18 protein-coding genes and 1 pseudogene are annotated in these 19,717 nt (G+C 71.9%); 6 read left to right on the top strand and 13 right to left on the bottom strand.

Going from position 1 to position 19,717, the window contains the following annotated elements:
* Positions 1 to 250 precede the first annotated feature (250 nt).
* Together AC5677_RS22025 and AC5677_RS22020 are read left to right on the top strand one after the other, a co-directional pair.
* A complete protein-coding gene (locus AC5677_RS22025; protein WP_497189641.1) occupies positions 251 to 1,498 on the top strand; it encodes a threonine aldolase family protein in 1,248 nt (415 codons plus the stop codon).
* 314 nt (positions 1,499 to 1,812) lie between these two features.
* On the top strand, positions 1,813 to 2,922 hold the full coding sequence (locus tag AC5677_RS22020; protein ID WP_497189640.1) for a DUF5937 family protein: 1,110 nt from the start codon (positions 1,813 to 1,815) through the stop codon (positions 2,920 to 2,922).
* Between the two features lie 64 nt (positions 2,923 to 2,986).
* On the opposite strand, the gene AC5677_RS22015 is transcribed toward AC5677_RS22020, so the two are convergent.
* Positions 2,987 to 3,673 (bottom strand): response regulator, encoded by a 687-nt coding sequence (locus AC5677_RS22015; RefSeq protein ID WP_497189639.1) that lies wholly within the window; start codon positions 3,671 to 3,673, stop codon positions 2,987 to 2,989.
* A 152-nt stretch (positions 3,674 to 3,825) separates the two neighbouring features.
* Positions 3,826 to 5,025, bottom strand: coding sequence for a sensor histidine kinase (locus AC5677_RS22010; protein ID WP_497189638.1), 1,200 nt, complete (start codon positions 5,023 to 5,025; stop codon positions 3,826 to 3,828).
* A 205-nt stretch (positions 5,026 to 5,230) separates the two neighbouring features.
* Between AC5677_RS22010 and AC5677_RS22005 the strand changes: the two genes are divergently transcribed.
* Together AC5677_RS22005 and AC5677_RS22000 are read left to right on the top strand one after the other, a co-directional pair.
* Entirely contained in the window at positions 5,231 to 6,226 is a 996-nt protein-coding gene (locus AC5677_RS22005) for an SAM-dependent methyltransferase (RefSeq protein ID WP_497196710.1), read from the top strand.
* Between the two features lie 44 nt (positions 6,227 to 6,270).
* Positions 6,271 to 7,413: an NADH-quinone oxidoreductase subunit D gene (locus tag AC5677_RS22000; RefSeq protein ID WP_497189637.1), complete on the top strand. Its 1,143-nt coding sequence runs from the start codon at positions 6,271 to 6,273 to the stop codon at positions 7,411 to 7,413.
* Positions 7,414 to 7,529: 116 nt separating this feature from the next.
* On the opposite strand, the gene AC5677_RS21995 is transcribed toward AC5677_RS22000, so the two are convergent.
* From AC5677_RS21995 to AC5677_RS21970, 6 genes are all read right to left on the bottom strand, one after another.
* Positions 7,530 to 8,438: a D-alanyl-D-alanine carboxypeptidase family protein gene (locus AC5677_RS21995; protein WP_497189636.1), complete on the bottom strand. Its 909-nt coding sequence runs from the start codon at positions 8,436 to 8,438 to the stop codon at positions 7,530 to 7,532.
* 257 nt (positions 8,439 to 8,695) lie between these two features.
* The gene (locus AC5677_RS21990) at positions 8,696 to 9,886 is read right to left on the bottom strand and encodes a hypothetical protein (RefSeq protein WP_497189635.1); all 1,191 of its coding nucleotides are present in this window, start codon (positions 9,884 to 9,886) and stop codon (positions 8,696 to 8,698) included.
* A 64-nt stretch (positions 9,887 to 9,950) separates the two neighbouring features.
* Positions 9,951 to 10,916, bottom strand: coding sequence for an ABC transporter substrate-binding protein (locus AC5677_RS21985; protein ID WP_497189634.1), 966 nt, complete (start codon positions 10,914 to 10,916; stop codon positions 9,951 to 9,953).
* A 236-nt stretch (positions 10,917 to 11,152) separates the two neighbouring features.
* The gene (locus tag AC5677_RS21980; RefSeq protein WP_497189633.1) at positions 11,153 to 11,956 is read right to left on the bottom strand and encodes an ABC transporter permease; all 804 of its coding nucleotides are present in this window, start codon (positions 11,954 to 11,956) and stop codon (positions 11,153 to 11,155) included.
* A 4-nt stretch (positions 11,957 to 11,960) separates the two neighbouring features.
* The gene (locus AC5677_RS21975) at positions 11,961 to 12,743 is read right to left on the bottom strand and encodes an ABC transporter permease (protein ID WP_497196709.1); all 783 of its coding nucleotides are present in this window, start codon (positions 12,741 to 12,743) and stop codon (positions 11,961 to 11,963) included.
* A gap of 286 nt (positions 12,744 to 13,029) precedes the next feature.
* Complete coding sequence (locus AC5677_RS21970) at positions 13,030 to 13,185, bottom strand: Arc family DNA-binding protein (RefSeq protein ID WP_497189632.1); 156 nt, start codon at positions 13,183 to 13,185, stop codon at positions 13,030 to 13,032.
* Between AC5677_RS21970 and AC5677_RS21965 the strand changes: the two are divergent.
* Positions 13,139 to 14,366: pseudogene (locus AC5677_RS21965) on the top strand (RNA-guided endonuclease InsQ/TnpB family protein). The gene AC5677_RS21970 and the pseudogene AC5677_RS21965 sit on opposite strands and share 47 nt — an antisense overlap.
* Positions 14,367 to 14,408: 42 nt before the next feature.
* Complete coding sequence (locus AC5677_RS21960; protein WP_497189631.1) at positions 14,409 to 15,569, top strand: ABC transporter ATP-binding protein; 1,161 nt, start codon at positions 14,409 to 14,411, stop codon at positions 15,567 to 15,569.
* 385 nt (positions 15,570 to 15,954) lie between these two features.
* On the opposite strand, the gene AC5677_RS21955 is transcribed toward AC5677_RS21960, so the two are convergent.
* The 5 genes from AC5677_RS21955 to folP form a co-directional block, all read right to left on the bottom strand.
* Entirely contained in the window at positions 15,955 to 16,446 is a 492-nt protein-coding gene (locus AC5677_RS21955; RefSeq protein ID WP_497189630.1) for a DUF3180 domain-containing protein, read from the bottom strand.
* Positions 16,447 to 16,756: 310 nt separating this feature from the next.
* Complete coding sequence (folK, locus tag AC5677_RS21950; protein WP_497189629.1) at positions 16,757 to 17,515, bottom strand: 2-amino-4-hydroxy-6-hydroxymethyldihydropteridine diphosphokinase; 759 nt, start codon at positions 17,513 to 17,515, stop codon at positions 16,757 to 16,759.
* The gene (folB, locus tag AC5677_RS21945) at positions 17,401 to 17,760 is read right to left on the bottom strand and encodes a dihydroneopterin aldolase (RefSeq protein WP_403498830.1); all 360 of its coding nucleotides are present in this window, start codon (positions 17,758 to 17,760) and stop codon (positions 17,401 to 17,403) included. Before folB ends, folK begins: the two co-directional genes overlap by 115 nt.
* 405 nt (positions 17,761 to 18,165) lie before the next feature.
* On the bottom strand, positions 18,166 to 18,678 hold the full coding sequence (locus AC5677_RS21940; RefSeq protein WP_497196708.1) for a nuclear transport factor 2 family protein: 513 nt from the start codon (positions 18,676 to 18,678) through the stop codon (positions 18,166 to 18,168).
* Between the two features lie 5 nt (positions 18,679 to 18,683).
* Positions 18,684 to 19,616, bottom strand: coding sequence for a dihydropteroate synthase (gene folP, locus AC5677_RS21935; protein ID WP_497189628.1), 933 nt, complete (start codon positions 19,614 to 19,616; stop codon positions 18,684 to 18,686).
* Positions 19,617 to 19,717: the final 101 nt, after the last annotated feature.

Here is a 19,717-nt window from a genome sequence, read left to right as displayed (position 1 = left end):
GACGGGGCCCACTCCGCACACCGCCCAGCGGGTTATCCACAACTTTATCCACAGGGGTCGCGGGTCTGCGAGGAACTGCGTCATGATCCAGGCGTCGGCACGCACGGGGTGCGGGGACGGCAGGGACGGCAGGCACGGACTGCACACGTACGGGCTGCACGTACGGGCTGCACGTACGGGCTGCAGGCAGGGACGGCACGCACGGACTGACGGACAGACGGAGTGACGGACGGAAGGGCAGGTGGGGGCCGTGGAGAAAGGCGCACGGAAGCAGGAGGCGGGGGCCGGTGCGGCGGAGCAGGGGGCCGACGGGGCGGCGGGCCAGTCCGGGACCGGGAGCGGGGCCGGGGACCGTGCGCCGGACCGGGTGCGGCTGATCACGGCGTGGCGCGGTGCGGAGCGGAGGCTGGCGGACGGCCCGTCGGGCGTGACGGTCCGCGAGCGCCTGGACCGGCTGCTCGCCGACGCGCCCGCCTCGTACGACCTGGACAACTGGACGGACACCTACGGCGACGGCATCGTGGGCGAGCTGGAGCGGCGCACCGCCGAGCTCCTGGGCACCGAGGCCGCTGCCTTCTTCCCGACCGGCACGATGGCGCAGCAGGTCGCGCTGCGCTGCTGGGCGGGGCGCACGGGCAGCCGGACGGTCGCCGGGCACCCCCTCTCCCATCTGGAGGTACACGAACGCGACGCGTATGCGGTGGTCAGCGGGCTGCGCATGGTGCATCCGACGCGCGCACCACGGCTGCCGACGGCCGAGGAGATACACGACCTGCAGGAGCCCTTCGGCACCCTCGCCGTCGAACTCCCGCTGCGGGAGGCGGGCTTCGTACTCCCGCAATGGGAGGACCTGGAGGCCACCGTGGCCGCCGCGCGGGACCGTGAGGCAGTGATCCACTTCGACGGGGCGCGGCTGTGGGAATGCACCGCCCACTTCGGCCGTTCGCTGCCGGAGATCGCCGCCCTGGCGGACAGCGTCTATGTCTCGTTCTACAAATCGCTGGGCGGCATATCGGGCGCCGCCCTGGCGGGCCCGGAGGACTTCGTCGAGGAGGCCCGCGCCTGGCGGCACCGCTACGGCGGCCAGCTGTTCCAGCAGTGGCCGGCCGCGCTGGCCGCCCTCACCGGACTGGACCGCGTGCTGCCGCGGCTGCCGGAGTACGTGGCCCACGCGAAGGTCGTCGCACGGGCGCTCCGCGACGGCCTGGCCGAGGCGGGTCCGCCCTGGTCCCGGGTGCATCCGGAGATCCCGCACACCCATGAGTTCCAGGTGTGGCTCCCCTATCCACCGGAGGTCCTGAACGAGGCCGGGGCGCGGCTGGCGGAGGAGACCGGGATCCTGCCGTTCCGGTACTGGTTCACGCCGGACGGCGCCGGCCCTCCCGGCCTGTCGATGACGGAGGTGTCGATCGGGGCGCCGGCCCTGGAGTGGACGCCTAAGGATGTACGGGCGGCCCTTGCGGAGTTCCTGGCGCGGGTGCAGACGGCCGGCGGCTGAGCAGTGCCACCCAGGCTCCCCACACCCTCCGTGCGGCCCGCCCCACCCGGGCCGGGAGGCGGTCGGCCGGGTCCGTGACGACGGCCTGAAAGCGTCGCCACTGCCGGACCTCGCGGAGCGTACGGACGGTGGCGGCGCCCGGAGCGACGGGGGGTTCCTGGCCCTGCTGGGCGGCGCGGTAGGCATCGAGGAGGTGTTGCTGGCTGGCGTTCATGGGCCTCACTGTGGGACCACCGCAGGGCCGTTGGCGCTTTGATTGACGGGAGCCGTCAATCGACGACCATGCAGGTCGCGGCCTCGCGCATGATGGGCACATGGCCAACGTCATCGACATCACCGGGCTGCCGCAGGAGCGCATCGTCTTCACCCCCTCCCCCTTGGCGGAGCTGGGCGCCGCGCTGCATGCGCTGTCCGAGCCGGGGCACCACCCCGGGCTGCACGGCTGGGTCACCGCGACCAACGCGGGGCTGAAGACGGACCTGGCCGACCGGCTGTGCGAGGCGGACTTCCTGTGGCGGTCCTCGCGTTCGGACATCCTGCTGCCGGCCCGCCCCGGGGCGACGCTGGCGGAGGATCTGGACGAGCTGGACAAGATCGACGACGAGCGGTTCGTGGCCGCCGCCTTCGAGATCACCTGCTCCGCCGCGTACACCCGCGTCACCCCGTCGCCGCTGGTCGACGCCGACGAGCGGGCCCGCGTACGGGAGATGGCCGCCGCCCGCGGCCCGCGGCAGGCGGCGTTCACGGACCGGATGCTCACCGACCCCGACGGCCTGCGGGAGTGGCTGCGCCGCCTCTTCGAGGACTGCGAGGACGCCTTCTTCGGCGACATCTGGCGCCGGGTGGGCATCCAACTGGCCGCCGACGCCCGGCACAAGAGCGAGCTGCTGCGTCGCAAGGGCCTGGCCGAGACGCTGTCCGCGACCTCGGCGGCGCTCACCCTGGACGAGGCGCAGGGCGACGGCGCCGGTACCCGCATCCTGGTGGACAAGCTGGCCGTGGGCCGTACGACGGCGTACGCGAGCCCCGCCGACCCTGGTGTCACCTTCCTCCCGACGTCCTTCGGCTGGCCCCATCTGGTGTTCAGCCACGCCCCGGGCTGGCGTCCCGTGCTCCAGTACCCCGTCGCGAGCCCGGAGCTGCCGGCGCCGACCGCGCTGGACATCGTGCAGCAGCGGCTGGAGGCGCTGGGGCATCCGATGCGGATGCAGCTGTGCCGCACGCTGTCGCGCGGGCCGCATACGACCGGGGAGCTGGCGACCGCGTTCGGGATCACCTCGCCGGAGGTGTCGCGGCACATCGCCACACTGAAGAAGGCCGGCCTGATCCAGACGCGGCGCCGCGGACGGTATGTGCTGCACCAGCTGGACCTCCAGGTGGTGGCCCGGCTGGGCAGCGACTTCCTGGAGGGCGTGCTGCGCTGACGGCACGCGCGAAGGACGCCGCCGGGCGGGCGCGGCGGCCGGCCCCGGAGACCGCGTCCGGCGCCTACGCCCCCGCCCCGCCGCCGGCCCGCACCAGCCCCGTCTCGTACGCGAGCACCACCGCCTGCACCCGGTCCCGCAGGCTCAGCTTCGTCAGGATCCGGCCCACATGCGTCTTGACCGTGGCCTCCGACAGCACCAGCCGCGCCGCGATCTCGCCGTTCGACAGTCCCTGGGCGACCAGCAGCAGCACCTCCCGCTCCCGCTCCGTGAGCCGCTCCAGCTCGGGCCGGGCCGACTCGGCGCCGGTGGTGGGCAGCATCGGCGTGAAGCGGTCGAGGAGGCGGCGGGTCGTGGACGGCGCGACGACCGCGTCGCCGCTGTGCACGGCCCGGATCGCGGCGAGCAGTTCGTCCGGCGGCACGTCCTTGAGCATGAAGCCGCTGGCCCCGGCCTTCAGCGCGGAGAAGGCGTATTCGTCGAGGTCGAAGGTGGTCAGGATGAGGACCTTCGGCGCGTCCGCCTTCTGCCCGCCCTCGCAGATCCGCCGGGTGGCCTCCACCCCGTCCAGATGCGGCATGCGCACATCCATGAGGATCACATCGACCTGGGTGGCACGCAGCGCCTCCAGGGCCTGCACCCCGTCCCCCGCCTCCGCGACGACCTCCATGTCGGGCTGCGCGGCCAGCACCATCCGGAAGCCGGTGCGCAGCAGCGCCTGGTCATCGACGAGCATCACACGGATGGTCATGGCGGGGAGATCCCTTCAACTGTGGGGCTACAGGGTACGGAGCGGGCCGGGTCGACGGAGAGACGCAAAGGACGCAGGAGACGCAAGGGACGCATACGGCGGGCGGGACGGGAGCGGTCGGGCACGGACGCGGTCATGGCCACGCCCTTCCCTCACCTCTCCGGCTTCAACGGCAGCACGGCGCTGATCCGGAACCCGCCGCCCGGCCGCGGCCCCGCCGCCAGGCTGCCGCCCACCATGCCGACCCGTTCCCGCATCCCGATCAGGCCGTGGCCGAGGCCGTCCGCGCCGCCCTCCGCGTAGAGCTCGTGCTGCGCGCCCCGTCCGTCGTCCTCGACGAGCAGATCGAGGTCGCTGTCGCGGTAGGCGAGGCGGACGGTGGCGCCGACGTCCGCGCCGCCGTGCTTGCGGGTGTTGGTCAGCGCTTCCTGAACGATGCGGTACGCGGTCAGCTCGACGCTGCTGGGCAGCGGGCGCGGCTCGCCCTCCACCCGGAAGTCGACGGGCAGTCCGGCGCCGCGCACCTGGTCGATGAGGTCGGCGAGCTGGTCGACGCCGGGCTGCGGGACGTATTCGCCGCCCTCGGGCTGTTCGCCGGTGCGGAGCACGCCCAGCAGCCGGCGCATTTCGGCCAGCGCCTGCCGGCCCGTACCGGAGATCGTCTCCAGCGCCTGCCGGGCCTGCTCGGGCGCGGCATCGAGGACGTACGCGGCGCCGTCCGCCTGGACGACCATCACCGAGACGTTGTGCGCGACGACGTCGTGCAGCTCGCGGGCGATCCGGGCCCGCTCGGCCGCCACCGCGATCCGGGACTGTGCCTCGCGCTCCTTCTCCAGCCGGGTGGCCTTCTCCTCCAGCTGCGCCCAGTACGCGCGGCGGGTGCGCATGGAGTCGCCGAGCACCCAGGCCAGGACGAACGGCACCGTGAGCAGCACCAGGAAGAACAGCGTTTCCCACGCCGGCCGCCCGGCCGGCGCGTCCGCAGTGCGCCATACGGAGAGCGCGGGCCCCAGGAGCGCACCGGCGAGGGCGCAGCGGGAGGCCCAGCGGACCGGGCCGGACGCGACGGTGTAAGTGATCACAAACATCGCGAAATCGCCCGGATACGGTATGACGGCGAAGATCAACTGGGTGACGCCGATGGCCGCCGTCAGCAGCAGCATCGGCACGGGAGCCTTGCGGCGCAGCGCCACGACGAGGCAGAGGCCGACCGTGCAGACCGCGCCGACGATCCGCTTGCCGCCCTGGAGGTCGGCCACGACCCACAGACAGCTGAACCCGAACAGGAGGACGGCCCAGAAGCTGTCCACTCCCGTCGGGTGTCTGCGGAGAAAGTCGTAGAGGCGCTGCACGTAACCCAGCGTAGGCAGGCCGGATAGGTGTATGAGTCAACCGGAGGAGCGATCCTGTGCGCTGGGCGTACTCCCCAAGGTGGAGACCGAAGGCGCCGTCACATCAACCCTGCGGACGGGGCCCCCGGAGCCGGACCCAGGGTCCCCGCCGGCCGCCCGTAACGTGGGGCGGGTGACGAACGAGTGGCAGGGCTGGCGGGACGCGATGGAACGGGCCCTGTACGGCCCCGACGGCTTCTACACCCGCCCCGGCGGCCCCGGCCCGGCCGGCCACTTCCGCACCTCCGTGCACGCCTCCCCGCTGTACGCCGGTGCCGTCGCCGCCCTGCTGCAGCGCGTCGACGCCGCGCTGGGCCGTCCGAGGGAGCTGGCGCTGGTCGACGTCGGCGCGGGGCGCGGCGAGCTGCTGACGGGGGTGCTGAGCGCGCTGCCGGACGCGGTGGGCGCGCGGGTGCGTCCGTACGCCGTCGAGCTCGCCGCCCGCCCCGAGGGCCTCGATCCGCGCATCGAGTGGCGCGCCGGGCTGCCCGCGGAGGGCTCGCTCACCGGGCTGCTGTTCGCGAACGAGTGGCTGGACAATGTGCCGCTCGACGTCGCCGAGACGGACGCGGACGGGGTGCCGCGGCGGGTACTCGTACGGGCCGACGGCACGGAGCGGCTGGGCGAGCCGGTGACCGGGGCGGACGCGCAGTGGCTGGCGCGGTGGTGGCAGGCGGCCGGGTCCCCCGGTCTCCGGGCGGAGGTGGGCCGGCCGCGGGACGCCGCCTGGGCGCGGGCCGTCCGCACGCTGCGGGGCGGGCTCGCGGTCGCCGTCGATTACGCGCACCGGCGGACGGACCGGCCGCCGTTCGGGACGCTCACCGGCTTCCGGGAGGGGCGGGAGGTGCGGCCGGTGCCGGACGGCAGCTGCGACATCACGGCGCATGTGGCGCTGGATGCGTGTGCCGTGCGCCCGTCGGCGCGGCTGATGACCCAGCGCGCGGCGCTGCACGCCCTCGGCGTGGACGGCCGCCGCCCCCCGCTCGCCCTGGCCACCACCGACCCCGCCGGGTACGTACGGGCCCTCGGCGCGGCCGGTGCGGCCGCCGAGCTGACCGACCCGGCGGGCCTGGGTGCCTTCGGCTGGCTCCTGGAGCCGGTGGGCGAGGCGTGCACGGGGGCCCTCGACGAAGCGGCGCTGCTCAAGGAGTGGGACGGCTGAGGGCCAGGGCGTCCCCTGGGGCGGCCTTTTGCGAGACTGTCCCCATGACGGAGACGACGGTCGGCATCGGCGGCGCGGCGGAGAGCACCGACATGGTGCTGAACATCGGCCCGCAGCACCCCTCCACGCACGGCGTGCTGCGGTTGCGCCTCGTGCTGGACGGCGAGCGCATCCAGCACGCCGAGCCGGTGATCGGCTATATGCACCGCGGCGCGGAGAAGCTCTTCGAGGCCCGCGACTACCGCCAGATCATCATGCTCGCCAACCGACACGACTGGCTGTCGGCCTTCTCCAACGAGCTCGGCGTCGTCATGGCCGTGGAGCGGATGCTCGGCATGGAGGTCCCCGAGCGCGCCGTGTGGACCCGTACGCTCCTCGCCGAGCTGAACCGCGTCCTCAACCACCTGATGTTCCTCGGCTCCTACCCTCTGGAGCTGGGCGGGATCACGCCCGTCTTCCACGCGTTCCGCGAGCGCGAGGAGCTCCAGAACGTCATGGAGGAGATCTCCGGCGGCCGGATGCACTACATGTTCAACCGCGTCGGCGGCCTCAAGGAGGACCTGCCGGCCGGCTGGCTCGGCCGCGCCCGGCACGCCGTCGCCGATGTCCGCTCCCGGATGGACGTCTTCGACAACCTGGTCCTGGGCAACGAGATCTTCCGCGGCCGTACCCGCGGCATCGGCCGCCTCGCGCCCGAAACGGTGCATGCCTACGGCGTCTCGGGGCCGATCGCCCGCGCCTCCGGCGTCGACTTCGACCTGCGGCGCGACGAGCCGTACCTCGCCTACGGCGACCTCGGCTCGACCCTCAAGGTCGTTACCCGCCAGGAGGGCGACTGCCTGGCCCGCTTCGAATGCCTCCTGGAGCAGAGCCACAACTCCCTCGACCTCGCCGATGCCTGCCTGGACCGCCTCGCGGAGCTGCCGCCGGGCCCGATCAACCAGCGGCTGCCCAAGGTCCTGAAGGCGCCGGAGGGCGCGACCTACGCCTGGACCGAGAACCCGCTCGGTATCAACGGCTACTACCTCGTCTCGAAGGGCGAGAAGACTCCGTACCGTCTCAAGCTGCGCTCGGCGTCGTACAACAACATCCAGGCGCTGACGGAGCTGCTGCCGGGCACGCTGGTGGCGGACATGGTGGCCATTCTCGGCTCGCTGTTCTTCGTCGTCGGGGACATCGACAAGTAGCCGGGCGGGCGCGAGCGGGCCGGGGCGTCGTCCACACCCTGTGGACAACTTCGCCCCGCCGCCTGGCCGGTCACCCGGCCGGTCCCCGTCACCTGATCGCGGTCACCTGATCGCCGTCACCTCGTACGGAACGCGAAGTCGAGCATCCTCGCCGCGTCCCGGAACCGGTACGGGGCGTTCAGGACGGCGCCCACGACCGTCCGCTTGCCCCGCTTGGCCGCGAAGACCAGGCAGTAGCCCGCCCGGCTGCCGGCGCCGGTCTTGATGCCGAGGGCGCCCCGGTAGGAGCCCAGCAGCGTGTTGGTGTTGTACCAGGTGTAGGTGCGGTTGACGTTGGCCGCCTTCTGCCGGGTGCGGGGCGCCTTCACGATGGCGGCGAAGGTGCGGTTGCCCATCGCGTGCCGGGCGAGCCGGACGAGGTCCCGGGGAGTGGTGTAGTTGCGGCCGTGCGGAATGCCGTCGAACGAGTCGTAGTGGGTGCGGCGCAGCCCCAGTGACCTGGCTCGCGCGTTCATCCTGGCGATGAAGGACTGGGTCCGCTGCGCCATCGTCCGGCCGCTGCCGAGGGCGTCGGCCAGCGCGTACCCGGCGTCGCAGCCGGAGGGCAGCATCAGCCCGTACAGCAGCTGGCGTACGGTCAGCTTGTCGCCGGTGCGCAGGTCGGCGGTGCTGGCGCCATAGCGGGCGACGTAGTCGCGGTAGGCCTTTTTGACGGTGACCTGCTTGTTGAGGTTCACCCCACGGGTCTCCAGGACCACGAGCGCCGTCATCACCTTGGTGGTGCTGGCCATCTCGAGCCTGGTGTCCGCGGCCCTTCCCCACAGCGTCCGGTTGCTCCCGCTGTCCAGGAGGTAGGCGCCCTTCGCCGTTATCCCCGACGGGCCGCTCGCGGCCTGCATCCCTGACGGGCCGCTCGCGGCCTGCGCCGGGGCCGCGGGAAGGATGACGGCGAGCGTCACCGTGGAAGCGGCCAGCGCAAGGCCGACTCCCCTGCGCCGGACCGTGCTGCCCCCGAAAAGCTTCATCGATGCTCCGTCCCCAGGGTGGCCTCACACCGGTCTCACACCAGTGGTGAAGGGAGCCGCATCCTGCCACTCGGCGCGCGCCCCGGGGAATAGGACAATCACTCGTGTCGCACTTTGTGTCGCATTGCTTTCGCGGCGGGGCCGTTTCCTGCCGTATGCCGTCGGCGGCCCCCGGCCGTTCCGCGCGGCGCCCCGCCGTCCTGCGTGACGCCCCGCCGCCCTGCCTGAAGCCCCGCCGTCCTACGTGAGGTCCCGCCCTACGAGATGGCGGTGCGCAGTCCGGCGAGGTCGAGCTGCTCGGTCTCGTCGTGCGCGGTCAGGTCGATGACCTCGCCCACGCCGTCGGTCGTCGCACCGTCAGGCCCCTTGCCCTCGGGGGCCGTGGGGTCACCCGCCTGACCGTCAGCCGCTTCGCCGACGGCCGCGGCGCCCTCACCCGTATCGCCCGCAGCCAACTCGCCGACCGCCGTGCCGGCCGGGGCCGTCAGCCGCGCCCCGGCATGCGCCGACTGCTCGGCCAGCGCCTCGTCACCGACGACGTCCGCCAGGTCGTGCTCCAGCGGCGCGGTCAGCTGCCGGGGCGGTACGGAGGCGGCGTTGCCGAAGAAGTCGAAGCCGCCCAGCATGCGGGAGGCGGTGGGACGGTGCGGTGCCACGGCAGCGGCGGCGGCCGGGACCCGGCGGAGCGCAGGGGTGACGGCCGCCTCGGGCTTCCCCTGGCGGCTCTCACCGTCCCGGGCGCCCTCGCGCCGGGCGTCGCCGCCGGGCTCGGCGTTGCGCTGCCGGGCCGCGTTACGGGCCAGCCGCCGCAGCGCCCGGTCCGCCTGGGCGTACATGGTGCGGGCGGGCGATGGGCCGGAGGCGGGAGCGGGGACGGAGGGGGAAGCGGGGACGGAGGGGGAAGCGGGAGCAGCGGGGGCGGGAACCGGAGCAGCCGCACCGGGGGCCGCCGGGCGGCGCTCGGCCGCCGCCGGCAGCGCACGCGCCGGAGCCGCCGCCTCGATGGCGAGCAGCCGACGCCCCTCCAGGGCACTGGCCCGCTCGGTCTCCGCGGTCGCATAGCGACGCAGCAGTTCGGCGTGCTCGCTGCGCAGCCGGGCCAATTCGGCGCGCTTGGCACGCAATTTGGCATCCAGGGTGGTGCGGATCTCGCGGGACTCCTCGACATCCGTTTCGAGCTCGGCTATCCGCTCCTCGGTGCGCCACTCGTCGCGCGCTCGGGCGCGGATGAGTTCGGCGACCTTCTTTCCGGCCTTACGGTCCCAGGTCCGCAGAAGGACCGCGCCGCTGATTGCGGCGGCCGCCGCACCCGCGGCGAGTACCCGCTGCACCAGATCGTCGCCGACAAACCACGCGCCCGTGGCGCACGCAATCGACGCACCGGCGACCGTCGACGGAGGAAGCAGCCGGTGGAGGGGTGGTGAATGGCGGTGGCGTCCTCGTGGCATGGCCAGAAACTTACCGTGCGTGCGGGACCTATGGGGCCCCGCACGCCAATCCGTTTCTCGCTGGTTACTTCTTCAGCAGTCCCTTGGACTCCAAATATGCCTGCGCGACATCCCCGGGCTTGAGCCGCTCGGCATCAACTTTGCGGTTCAGGCTGATCAAGTCCTCGGTGGTGAGCGTCTGTGTGAGCCTGCCGAGCGCCCCCGCGATCTCCTTGTCGCCGGCGGTCTTGGCATTCACCACCGGCAGCACATTGTCGGCGTTCTGAAGCTTCTTGTCGTCCTGCAGAAGCACCAGCCCGAAGTTGTCGAGCGTGGCGTCCGTGGTGGTGGTCAGCACCAGTTGGTCCGTGCCGTCCTTGACCGCCTGCTTGGCCTGCGGGGTCCCCACGCCCTTGGGGTCGAGGCCCGTGATGTCGATGCCGTACGTCCGCTCCAGGCCCGGCTTGCAGAACACCCGGGTCTCGCACTCCTCCCCCGAGGCGAGTTTGATCTTCTCCTTCGACCGGCCGAGGTCGGAGAGCGTCTTCAGCTTGTGCTCGGCGGCGAATTCCTTGGTGACGGCGAAGGCGTTCTGGTCGGTGGCCGAGCCGGCCGGCAGCACCTTGAGACCGTAGGAACCGGCGAGCTTCTTGAGAGCTGTCACGGTCTTGTCGATGTCGCTGGAGGCCACCGGCTTCGCCTTGGCGCCGTTCTTCTTGGCGTTGAGGAATTCGGCGAGCGTGGAGGCATATTCCGGAACGACGTCGATCTGGCCCTTCTCCAGGGCAGGTTCATACAGCTCACGATTGGCCAGCGCCTGAACCCGCGCGTGATAACCCGCGTCAATAAGGATCTTGGAATACATCTCGGCGAGCACCTTCGACTCGGTGAAACCGGCCGAGCCGACGACGATCTCGTCGCTCCCGCCGCCGTTGTGCTTATCGCCCTTGTCCTCCAGGCTCTGGCCCTGGCACGCGGCCAGCCCGGCCGTCAGAGCGATCACTGTCCCCGCGACAAGCGCGGTGCGCACCGCGCGCGACTTGCTGCTCATGGAATTCACCATTCAGTCCGTTCGGATGGCGTCGGATGACGTCGGATGAGACCGCTGAAGCCGACCGGGACCGGCGCAGACCGGCCGGGATCGGTGAGGACGGATACGGCCCGGCGGGTCCGTCCGACGCCGGATGCGGCCGGACACCGCCGGGCGCGTCATGCCGGGACCCACGGCGGCAGCATCGCAAAGCCGGGATCCGGCGTCAGGGGATTTTCCGCACCGCGACCACATCGTCACCCCTCCCCTGCCCCGACCCCGGCCTCCGCGCGCGAGGCCGGACCCGAGGCCTCCCCCGAGGCCGTAGCCGATGCGCCACGGCCCCCGCGTCCCCTGCGTCCCCCGCTTCCCGCACGCGCCCCACGTCCCGCACTCCGCCGCCCCCGCATCGGATCGCACACCCGGTCCACCACGACGAGCGCCCCCTCGACGGCCAGCGCCAGTACGGCCACCAGCAAGGCACCCGCGACCACCTGCGCGGTGTCGTAGTTGCCGAAGCCCGCCGTGATGATCCGGCCCAGGCCGCCGCCGCCCGCCAGCGCGGCCAGCGTCGCGGTCGCCACCACCTGGACCGTGGCCGACCGTATGCCCGTCATGATCAGCGGATAGGCGAGCGGTATCTCGACCCGCAGCAGGAGCTGCGGCCCCGACATGCCCATCCCCCGGGCCGCCTCGACCACATCGCGGTCGGCCTCCCGCATCCCCAGATAGGCATTGGTCAGCAGCGGCGGCACCGCGAACAGGACCAGCGCGATGACCGTGGGCCAGTCCCCCTGGGTGCCCAGCGGACCGAGCGTCAGCAGCACCAGCACCGCGTACGTCGGCACCGCCCGCCCCACATTGGAGACATTGACCGCCAGCGCCCCGCCCTTGCCCAGATGCCCCAGCCACAGCGCCACCGGCAGCGCTATCAGGCAGGCGATGACCAGGCACAGCCCGCTGAGCCACAGATGCTCGCCCAGGCGGTGCCAGACCCCCTTCTCCCCGGCCCAGTTGGCGCCCGTCGTCAGCCACTGCCACGCGCCGCCGATCGCCCCCATGCGCTCAGCCCCCCGCCGTCTTCACCAGGCGCGCCCCGCGCCGCGCCCCGGCACCCGCCCGCTTCCGCGCCCGCGTCCAGGGCGTCAGCAGCCGCTGCAGCACCATCAGCAGTCCGTCGGCCACCAGCGCCAGCAGCACGCACAACACCGACGCCGTCAGGACCTCGGCCTTGAAGAAGCCCTCCATACCGCTGGCTATGAGGTTGCCCAGGCCGCCGTAGCCGACCACGGAGCCGATGGTGGTCATCGCCACCGTCGAGACCGTGGCGATACGGAGCCCGGCCACCACCGCCGGCAGCGCCAGCGGGAGTTCCACCTCGAACAGCAGCCGCGCCGGGCCGTATCCCATCCCCCGGGCGGCCTCCCGCACCTCGGCGGGCACCGCCTGCAGGCCGGCGAGGATGTTGCGTACCAAAATCGTCAGCGAATACAGCACCAGGCCCGTGACCACCACCGCGGCCGATACCCCGAACACCGGCGTGAGCAGGGCGAACATCGCCAGCGACGGCACCGTGTAGAGCACCGTCGTCAGCCCCAGGACCGGCCCGGCCGCGCCCCGCCGGCGCCGGGCGATCAACGCCAGCGGAAAGGCGATCAGCAGCCCGATCAGCACGGACACGGCCGTGATACCGATGTGCTGAAGCGTCGCGTCCACCAACTCCTGGCTGCGGGTGCGGACATACTCACCGCAGATCCAGTCGTTCGCCGTCAGACAGCTCGCACCACCCGACGCCGTCGCCGTCGTGGCCTTTGCAGCCGTCGTGGCCTTTGCGGCCGTCGTGGCCATTGCCGTCATGGCCATCGCTCCACTCACCGTCCGTCACCTCCCCCGCCCCGGTCGCCGCTGCTGATTTCGGTGACTGTCTGCGACCCTAACCCCCACCACTGACAATCGCCCCGGCCTCGCCTCTCCCCACCCGCGCCCGCCATGCATCCGCAACACCGCGTTCATGACCGCCCGTTCACCTGATTCCTCCGAGGACGCTCGGTCCTTCAGGCCGGAGTGGGGGAACCTCGCGCTTACGGGGGAGGGAATCCGCCCGCTGAGAACGGCGCAGGGAAGGCGAATGCCGTCAGGGCGATTCGCCTTCTGCCGTGACGGCGCTGCGCCCATTCTCAAGACGGTGCACAATCTCGGAGTTGAGTGACCGTCGGGCGGACTTTGCCTGATCGGCCGGCCATGTGTGGAGGTCTGCGGGGAGGCGGAGGGTGGGGCGTGTCCGGTACACCTACAGACTCCGTGTGACGTCCACCGCCCGCACCGCGCTGTTCGCAGAGTGGGCGCGGTGCCGGTGGATATGGAACGAGTGCGTTGCTCGTTCCAAGAAGGCTCACCAGGACAGGGAGAAGTGCGGCCCGGCCAGGCTGGACAAGATGCTGACCGAAGCCCGCAGCGACATGGCATGGCTGCGGGAGGGCAACAGCGTTCCGCAACAGCAGGTCATCCGCGACTTCGGCACGTCCCGCGCCAAAGCTTTGAAGGACATCAAGGAGCGACTGCCGATGCGGCAGCAGGCCGGGATGCCGAAGCACAAGAAGAAGCACGTGGCGGACCCAACGCTGAACTACACGCAGCACGGCTTCCGGCTGAGGGGCGGCCGACTGCACCTCGCCGGGGGCATCGACGTCGCGGTCGTGTGGTCCCGGGACCTGCCGGGCCCACCGTCGTCCGTTCGCATTTACCGAGACAGCCTCGGCCACTGGTACGCGTCGTTTGTGGTGGCCACGACGACCGAGTTCCTGCCCGTCACGGGCCGGGACATCGGGATCGACTGGGGCGTCACGGAGACCGCGACCACCACCAGCGACACCCACGACCTACCCCACGCGCAGCACGGCAAGAACGCTGCCCAGCGCCTGGCCCACTACCAGAGGATGATGGCCCGCCGTAAGCCGAAGCCCGGGCAGGCCGGCTCGAAGGGCTACCTCGAGGCGAAGCGGCAGACCGCGAGGCTGCACAAGAAAGTTGCCCGCCAGCGCCAGGACACCGGCCGCAAGTGGGCCAAGCGCGTGGTCCGCGACCATGACCGCCTCGCGGTGGAGGACTTCCGACCTAAGTTCCTCGCCAAGTCCACCATGGCGAAGAAGGCCGCTGACGCCGCGATCGGGGCGACCAAGCGGGCGCTGGTCGACATGGCCCGCAAGCACGGCCGCGAGCTGCACCTCGTACACCCCGCGCACACCACCATGGACTGCGCGCAGTGCGGAGCAAGAGCCAAGCACGCACTACCGCTTTCGGAACGAACGTATACGTGCACCGCATGTGGAGCCGTCTCACCCAGAGACAAGAACTCCGCCCGCGTGATGCTCGTCCGGGCTGGTCTCATACCCGGCTAGCGCTGATCGTGTAAGACCTGCGCGGCCGCCGGCCCCCAGGCAACGTGAGCTAGGAATCCCCCTCGTTCCTTAGGGGGGAGGAGTCAAAATGGAACCGTCCACACCTGGGGGAAGCATGATCCGCTTTGAGCACGTCACCAAGAACTACCCGGACGGCACGACCGCCGTCGACGACCTCTCCTTCGAGGTCGCCGAGGGCGAACTCGTCACGCTCGTCGGCCCGTCGGGCTGCGGCAAGACGACGACGATGAAGATGGTGAACCGGCTCATCGAACCCACCAGCGGCCGCATCCTGCTCGACGGCGAGGACATATCCGCCGTCGACCCCGTCTCCCTGCGCCGCCGCATCGGCTATGTCATCCAGCAGGTCGGCCTCTTCCCCCACAAGACCGTCCTGGACAACACCGCCACCGTCCCGCACCTGCTGGGCCGGCCGCGCAAGGAGGCCCGCGCCCGCGCCGCCGAACTCCTCGATCTGGTCGGCCTGGACCCGTCGACATACGGCGACCGCTACCCCGACCAGCTCTCCGGTGGCCAGCGCCAGCGCGTCGGCGTGGCCCGCGCGCTCGCCGCCGACCCGCCCGTCCTCCTCATGGACGAGCCGTTCGGCGCCGTCGACCCGGTCGTCCGCGAGCACCTCCAGAACGCCTTCCTGGAGCTGCAGTCCACCCTCCGCAAGACGGTCCTCTTCGTCACCCATGACATCGAGGAGGCGGTCCGGCTCGGCGACCGGATCGCCGTCTACGGTGCCGGGCGCATCGAGCAGTTCGACACCCCGGCGACCGTCCTGGGCGCCCCCGCGACGCCCTACACCGCCGAATTCGTCGGCGCGGACCGGGGGCTGAAGCGCCTGTCCGTCACTCCGGTGGAGGCCGACGACCTCGAACACCCCCCGGTGGTGCACCTCGACGACCCGGCGGCCCGCGCCGCCGGCCGGCTGTCCGCGGACGGCGCCCGCTGGGCCGTCGTCCTGGACGCCGACGCATCCCCGTACGGCTGGGTCCCGGCCGCGGCGCTCGAGGGCGCGGACGGCTCAACGGTCCGCGATCACGCCCGGCGGATGGACGCCCGGCTGACGCTCGGCACGCCGCTCCGGCAGGCGCTCAGCGCGATGCTGCAGCACGACGCCGGCTGGATCGCCGTCCAGGACGGCGACCGCTTCCTCGGCGTGCTCACCCCTGCCCGGCTGCACGCGGCACTGCGCCGCTCCACCACCGCGGACGCCGCGAACGTCCCGCGCGGCAAGGTCGAGCTCGATACGGTCCCGGAGAGCTGACCGGGGGGGTGGGGCGGAACGGGACGGGCGGGGCGGAGAGAGCCAGGCCACATCGGCCTCGCTCGTACGCCGCCGGGAAGCACCGTGGACGCGCCGCACCGGCCGCAGCCCCGGCCCAGCCCGGCCCCTGCCCCCGTTGCTGTTGCTGTTGCTGTTGCTGTTGCTGTTGCTGTTGCTGTTGCTGCCGCACGCTTCCACGCGGAACGATCGCGCGGTGCCCCGCGGGAATACCTCCCGGCACCGGCACGTTGTGGCCCCGCAGGGGGGCCACGCATCCCCTAAGGGATCCGTTCGGCCACCCCCCAGGGGATCCCCGCTCCCCTCAGGGGCTCCGCTCCCCTCCAGGCCCCCGTTACGCCCTACGCCCGCAGCACCCCGCTACGCCCTACGCCCGCGGGGAACCCGGGTGATCGTGGTCGTCCTCGCCCTCGGGAAGCTTGCAGACCCGCTCCAGGAAGATCGCGGCGATCACCACGGCCGCGCCCGCCAGGACCGAGAAACCGGCGTAGATCGCCTGCTCCACGCGCGGGGCGACATCGAGGCCGGAGGTCAGCAGGAAGACGCCGACGCCGCCGTAGAGCCCGGCGACCAGCGCCGCCACCAGCGCACTGGCCTGGCCGAAAACCACCGCGCGGGCGGCCACCAGAGGATCCACGCCCTTGGCGCCCGGCCGGCGCTCGCGCTGTGCGCGCAGCCGCGACCGGATGGAGAACGCCGTGGCGGCGAGCACGGCGGCGATCAGCGCCAGCACGATCGGCGCCGCCACCGGCACGCTCGGCAGGGTGCCGAACGAGTCCCACAGCCGGGCGCCGCCCCAGGCCAGCACGCCTGCCGCCAGAAACAGCCCGACCAGCACCTTGATGTGTAGCTGCTTCACCGAGCCATCGCCCCTCGTGCCGTTCTGGCCATCCCTGCCGCTCTGGCCACCTGTCCGTTCCGTACACCTTCATGGGCACTCATGCGCAGCCTTAAGCACCCACACGCGCCCATACGCACCCATGCGCGGTCCCGAGCACTCATACACGCCCGCAGGCACCCACAAGCACCGAGACGCACCCGCACGCACTCAGCCACACACATGCGCAGATGCCCACATGCACACCCACAGGCGTCCATAGGCATCCATGCCGTACGGAACCCCCGTCTACGCATCGTCGCCGCCGGCGACCGACCCGCAACCCTAACGACTACTCAGGCAGCCGCAGTTCCAGGTCCATGCGCGGCGTCACGCCCTCGCTGCCGACCGACGACAGCAATTCGGCCACCGCGCCGCGTCCGGGAACCTCGGCCGACGGGTCCACGTCGTGCCACGGCACCAGGACGAATGCGCGCTCATGGGCCCGCGGGTGCGGCAGCGTCAGCCGCGGATCGTCGGAGACCACGTCCTGGTAGGCCAGGATGTCGACGTCGATCGTGCGCGGGCCCCAGCGCTCGTCGCGCACCCGCTCGAAGGCTTCCTCGATGGCGTGCCCGCGCTCCAGGAGGGAGTCCGGGGGCAAAGTTGTCTTGATCAGCACCACGGCGTTGAAGTACGAGGGCTGGGACTCGGGGTCCACGCCCCACGGCTCGGTCTCGTACACCGGGGAGACGGCCTTGACCCGCAGGCCGGGGGTGTCCTCCAGCGCGTCCACGGCGCCCTGGAGGGTCTCCAGGCGGTTGCCGAGATTGCTGCCGAGCGAGATCACGGCGCGTTTGGGATTGGACAGCGTCACGTCCGCGGCGTCCACCTGCTCCACGACGGAGGCGGGCACCGGCTGTACGGTCGGGTCGCCCTGATGGGCGCGCTGGGCGGCGACGCCGTCCGGGGCGGTGGTCGGGTGAGAGGTGGGATTCATGCGGCACTCCGGGTGATGGTGATGGTCACGTCGTCGAAGGGGACGGTGATCGGAGCATCCGGCTTGTGCACCACCACCTCCACTTCCTGAACCCCCTCGTGCTTGAGGCACTGGTCGGCGATCCGCTCCGCGAGGGTCTCGATCAAGTCGACGGGTTCGCCCTCCACAACGGCCACCACCTCCTCGGCCACGATGCCGTAGTGCACCGTCTTCGCGAGGTCGTCGGACGCCGCGGCGGGGCGGGTGTCCAGGCCGAGCACCAGGTCGACGATGAAGGTCTGGCCTTCCTCGCGCTCCCGGGGAAACACCCCGTGGTGTCCTCGGGCCTTCAGCCCACGCAGCGCGACACGATCCACGCGAATCACTCCCACTGGTCCACTGGCACCGTCGGCGCCACTGCTCATCCGATTTCGGGCATGCACCGGACTCGTCCGGCACACTGCCCCACAGTCGAATCTACCTGCGAGCACTGACAGTGCTCGCCCAAGGGGGCTATGGACAAGTCCCCGGACTGCTGCTAGCGAGCCACGAGAGGTCATCCGCGCGACCTCTTACCCCTCTGCCCGCACCCCACCCCTACCCGTGCCTCACTTGGCTCGAACGGGTGCCCCCAGACCACCTCGCTGACGTAACCAAGGGAAGGGACCGGGGAGCCCGAAGGGATACCGGCGTCCGGCTCTGAACGGCCCCGGGGCGGCCCCCAGAGACGGCCGGGGAGCACCCCGGACGCCCGGGACCGCCCCAGGACACCGCCGTACGGCTCAGACCCCGCCCGGCGCCCCGGCCCCGCCCACCGGGCCGTTCTCGCCGCCGTCCACGTCCTCGTCGTCGCCGTTCTCGCCGTCCTCGTCGTCCTCGCGGTCCGCCAGCACCGGCGACCCGTGGTGCGACCACACCCGCCAGCCGTCCTGCGTGCGCTTGAAGACGTTCGTCGCCACGACGAGCTGGCCGATCAGCGGCCCCACCGTGCCGTCGTCCTCGGCCGGACCGCCGCTGAGGATGTTCTCGGTGCACGTCACCAGGGCGGTGTCCCCGATGACGTCGATCTCCACATCCGTCAGAAAGAACTGGATGTACTCGGTGTTCGCCATGATCAGCGCGTACGAGCGCAGCACCTCGCCGCGCCCGCGCAGGACCGGCCACCCCGGGTGCACCACACTCACCTGACCGTCGAGCCACAGCTCGGACAGCGCCTCGTGATCGCCGCGCTCGATGGTCTCGTACAGGGTGGTGTTCGCCTGCTCGACCAGCTCGATGTCCGTTTGTGGGCCCAAGCCGCTCACAGCGCTCCCGTCGCGTTCGCCGTCGTGTCGACCGTGTCCGTCGCATCCGCCGTACCGGTCGTCTCGGTCACATCCACCGCGGCTTCCACCGCGCGGGCCACCCGCACCGCGTCCGCGCTCGCCCGCACCTCATGCACCCGCACCGCCCAGGCCCCCTCTCGCGCCACGATCGCCGACACCGCGGCCGTGGCCGCGTCCCGCTCCCTGGCGGGCGGCGGGGCGGCTCCCTCGCCGCCCGCCAGCACCCTGCCCAGGAACCGTTTCCTCGATGCGGCAACCAGGAGGGGACGGCCCAGCGCCCGCAGCCGGGCCAGCTGGGCCACCAGCGCCAGATCGTGCCCGGCCTCCTTGGCGAAGCCCAGCCCCGGGTCGATGACGATCCGGTCCGGGTCGATACCGCCGGACACCGCGCGCTCCAGGGACTGCCCCAGCTCGTCGACGACCTCGCGGACCACGTCCCCGTAGACGGCGCGGTTGTTCATGTCGATCGACTGGCCGCGCCAGTGCATGACGACGAACGGGACGTGCGCGGCGGCCACCACCGGGACCATCGCCGGGTCGGCGGCGCCCGCGCTGACGTCGTTGACCAGCCGGGCGCCGGCCGCCACGGCCGCTTCGGCGACGGACGCGCGCATCGTGTCGACGGAGACCACGGCGCCGGCCGCGGACAGTTCCCGTACGACGGGCACGACCCGGCGCAGCTCCTCGGCCTCGTCCACCCGGGCCGCGCCGGGCCGGGTCGACTCGCCGCCGACGTCCACCAGGTCGGCGCCCTGGGCCACCAGGTCGAGGCCGTGCTTGACGGCGAGTTCGGTGTCGAACCACTCGCCGCCGTCGGAGAACGAATCGGGCGTCACATTGACGACGCCCATCACCGCGCAGCGGTCCCAGTCCGGCAATCCGGCCACCCGGCCACGCAAGGTACTCATGACACCAGCCTAGGCCGTGTGCCGACCGGCCGGATTGTGGCCGTCGACTGGGGCTCAGGGCGGTCGGTACGCCGCCCCGCGCCGCCGTCCGGACGGCCCCG

The sequence above is a fragment of the Streptomyces sp. JLSY215 genome, assembly GCF_059682825.1.
The sequence above is the reverse complement of the archived record's forward strand: the minus strand, read 5'-3'. Positions and strand labels throughout refer to the sequence as shown.

What these genes read in the sequence shown, in the direction of transcription:
- AC5677_RS22020 (WP_497189640.1), top strand. Translation starts at nt 1,813, where the DNA reads ATGGCCAACGTCATCGACATCACCGGGCTGCCGCAGGAGCGCATCGTC.
- AC5677_RS22015 (WP_497189639.1), bottom strand. Translation starts at nt 3,673, where the DNA reads ATGACCATCCGTGTGATGCTCGTCGATGACCAGGCGCTGCTGCGCACC.
- AC5677_RS22005 (WP_497196710.1), top strand. Translation starts at nt 5,231, where the DNA reads ATGGAACGGGCCCTGTACGGCCCCGACGGCTTCTACACCCGCCCCGGC.
- AC5677_RS22000 (WP_497189637.1), top strand. Translation starts at nt 6,271, where the DNA reads ATGACGGAGACGACGGTCGGCATCGGCGGCGCGGCGGAGAGCACCGAC.
- AC5677_RS21995 (WP_497189636.1), bottom strand. Translation starts at nt 8,438, where the DNA reads ATGAAGCTTTTCGGGGGCAGCACGGTCCGGCGCAGGGGAGTCGGCCTT.
- AC5677_RS21990 (WP_497189635.1), bottom strand. Translation starts at nt 9,886, where the DNA reads ATGCCACGAGGACGCCACCGCCATTCACCACCCCTCCACCGGCTGCTT.
- AC5677_RS21985 (WP_497189634.1), bottom strand. Translation starts at nt 10,916, where the DNA reads ATGAGCAGCAAGTCGCGCGCGGTGCGCACCGCGCTTGTCGCGGGGACA.
- AC5677_RS21980 (WP_497189633.1), bottom strand. Translation starts at nt 11,956, where the DNA reads ATGGGGGCGATCGGCGGCGCGTGGCAGTGGCTGACGACGGGCGCCAAC.
- AC5677_RS21975 (WP_497196709.1), bottom strand. Translation starts at nt 12,743, where the DNA reads ATGGCCACGACGGCCGCAAAGGCCACGACGGCTGCAAAGGCCACGACG.
- AC5677_RS21960 (WP_497189631.1), top strand. Translation starts at nt 14,409, where the DNA reads ATGATCCGCTTTGAGCACGTCACCAAGAACTACCCGGACGGCACGACC.
- folP (WP_497189628.1), bottom strand. Translation starts at nt 19,616, where the DNA reads ATGAGTACCTTGCGTGGCCGGGTGGCCGGATTGCCGGACTGGGACCGC.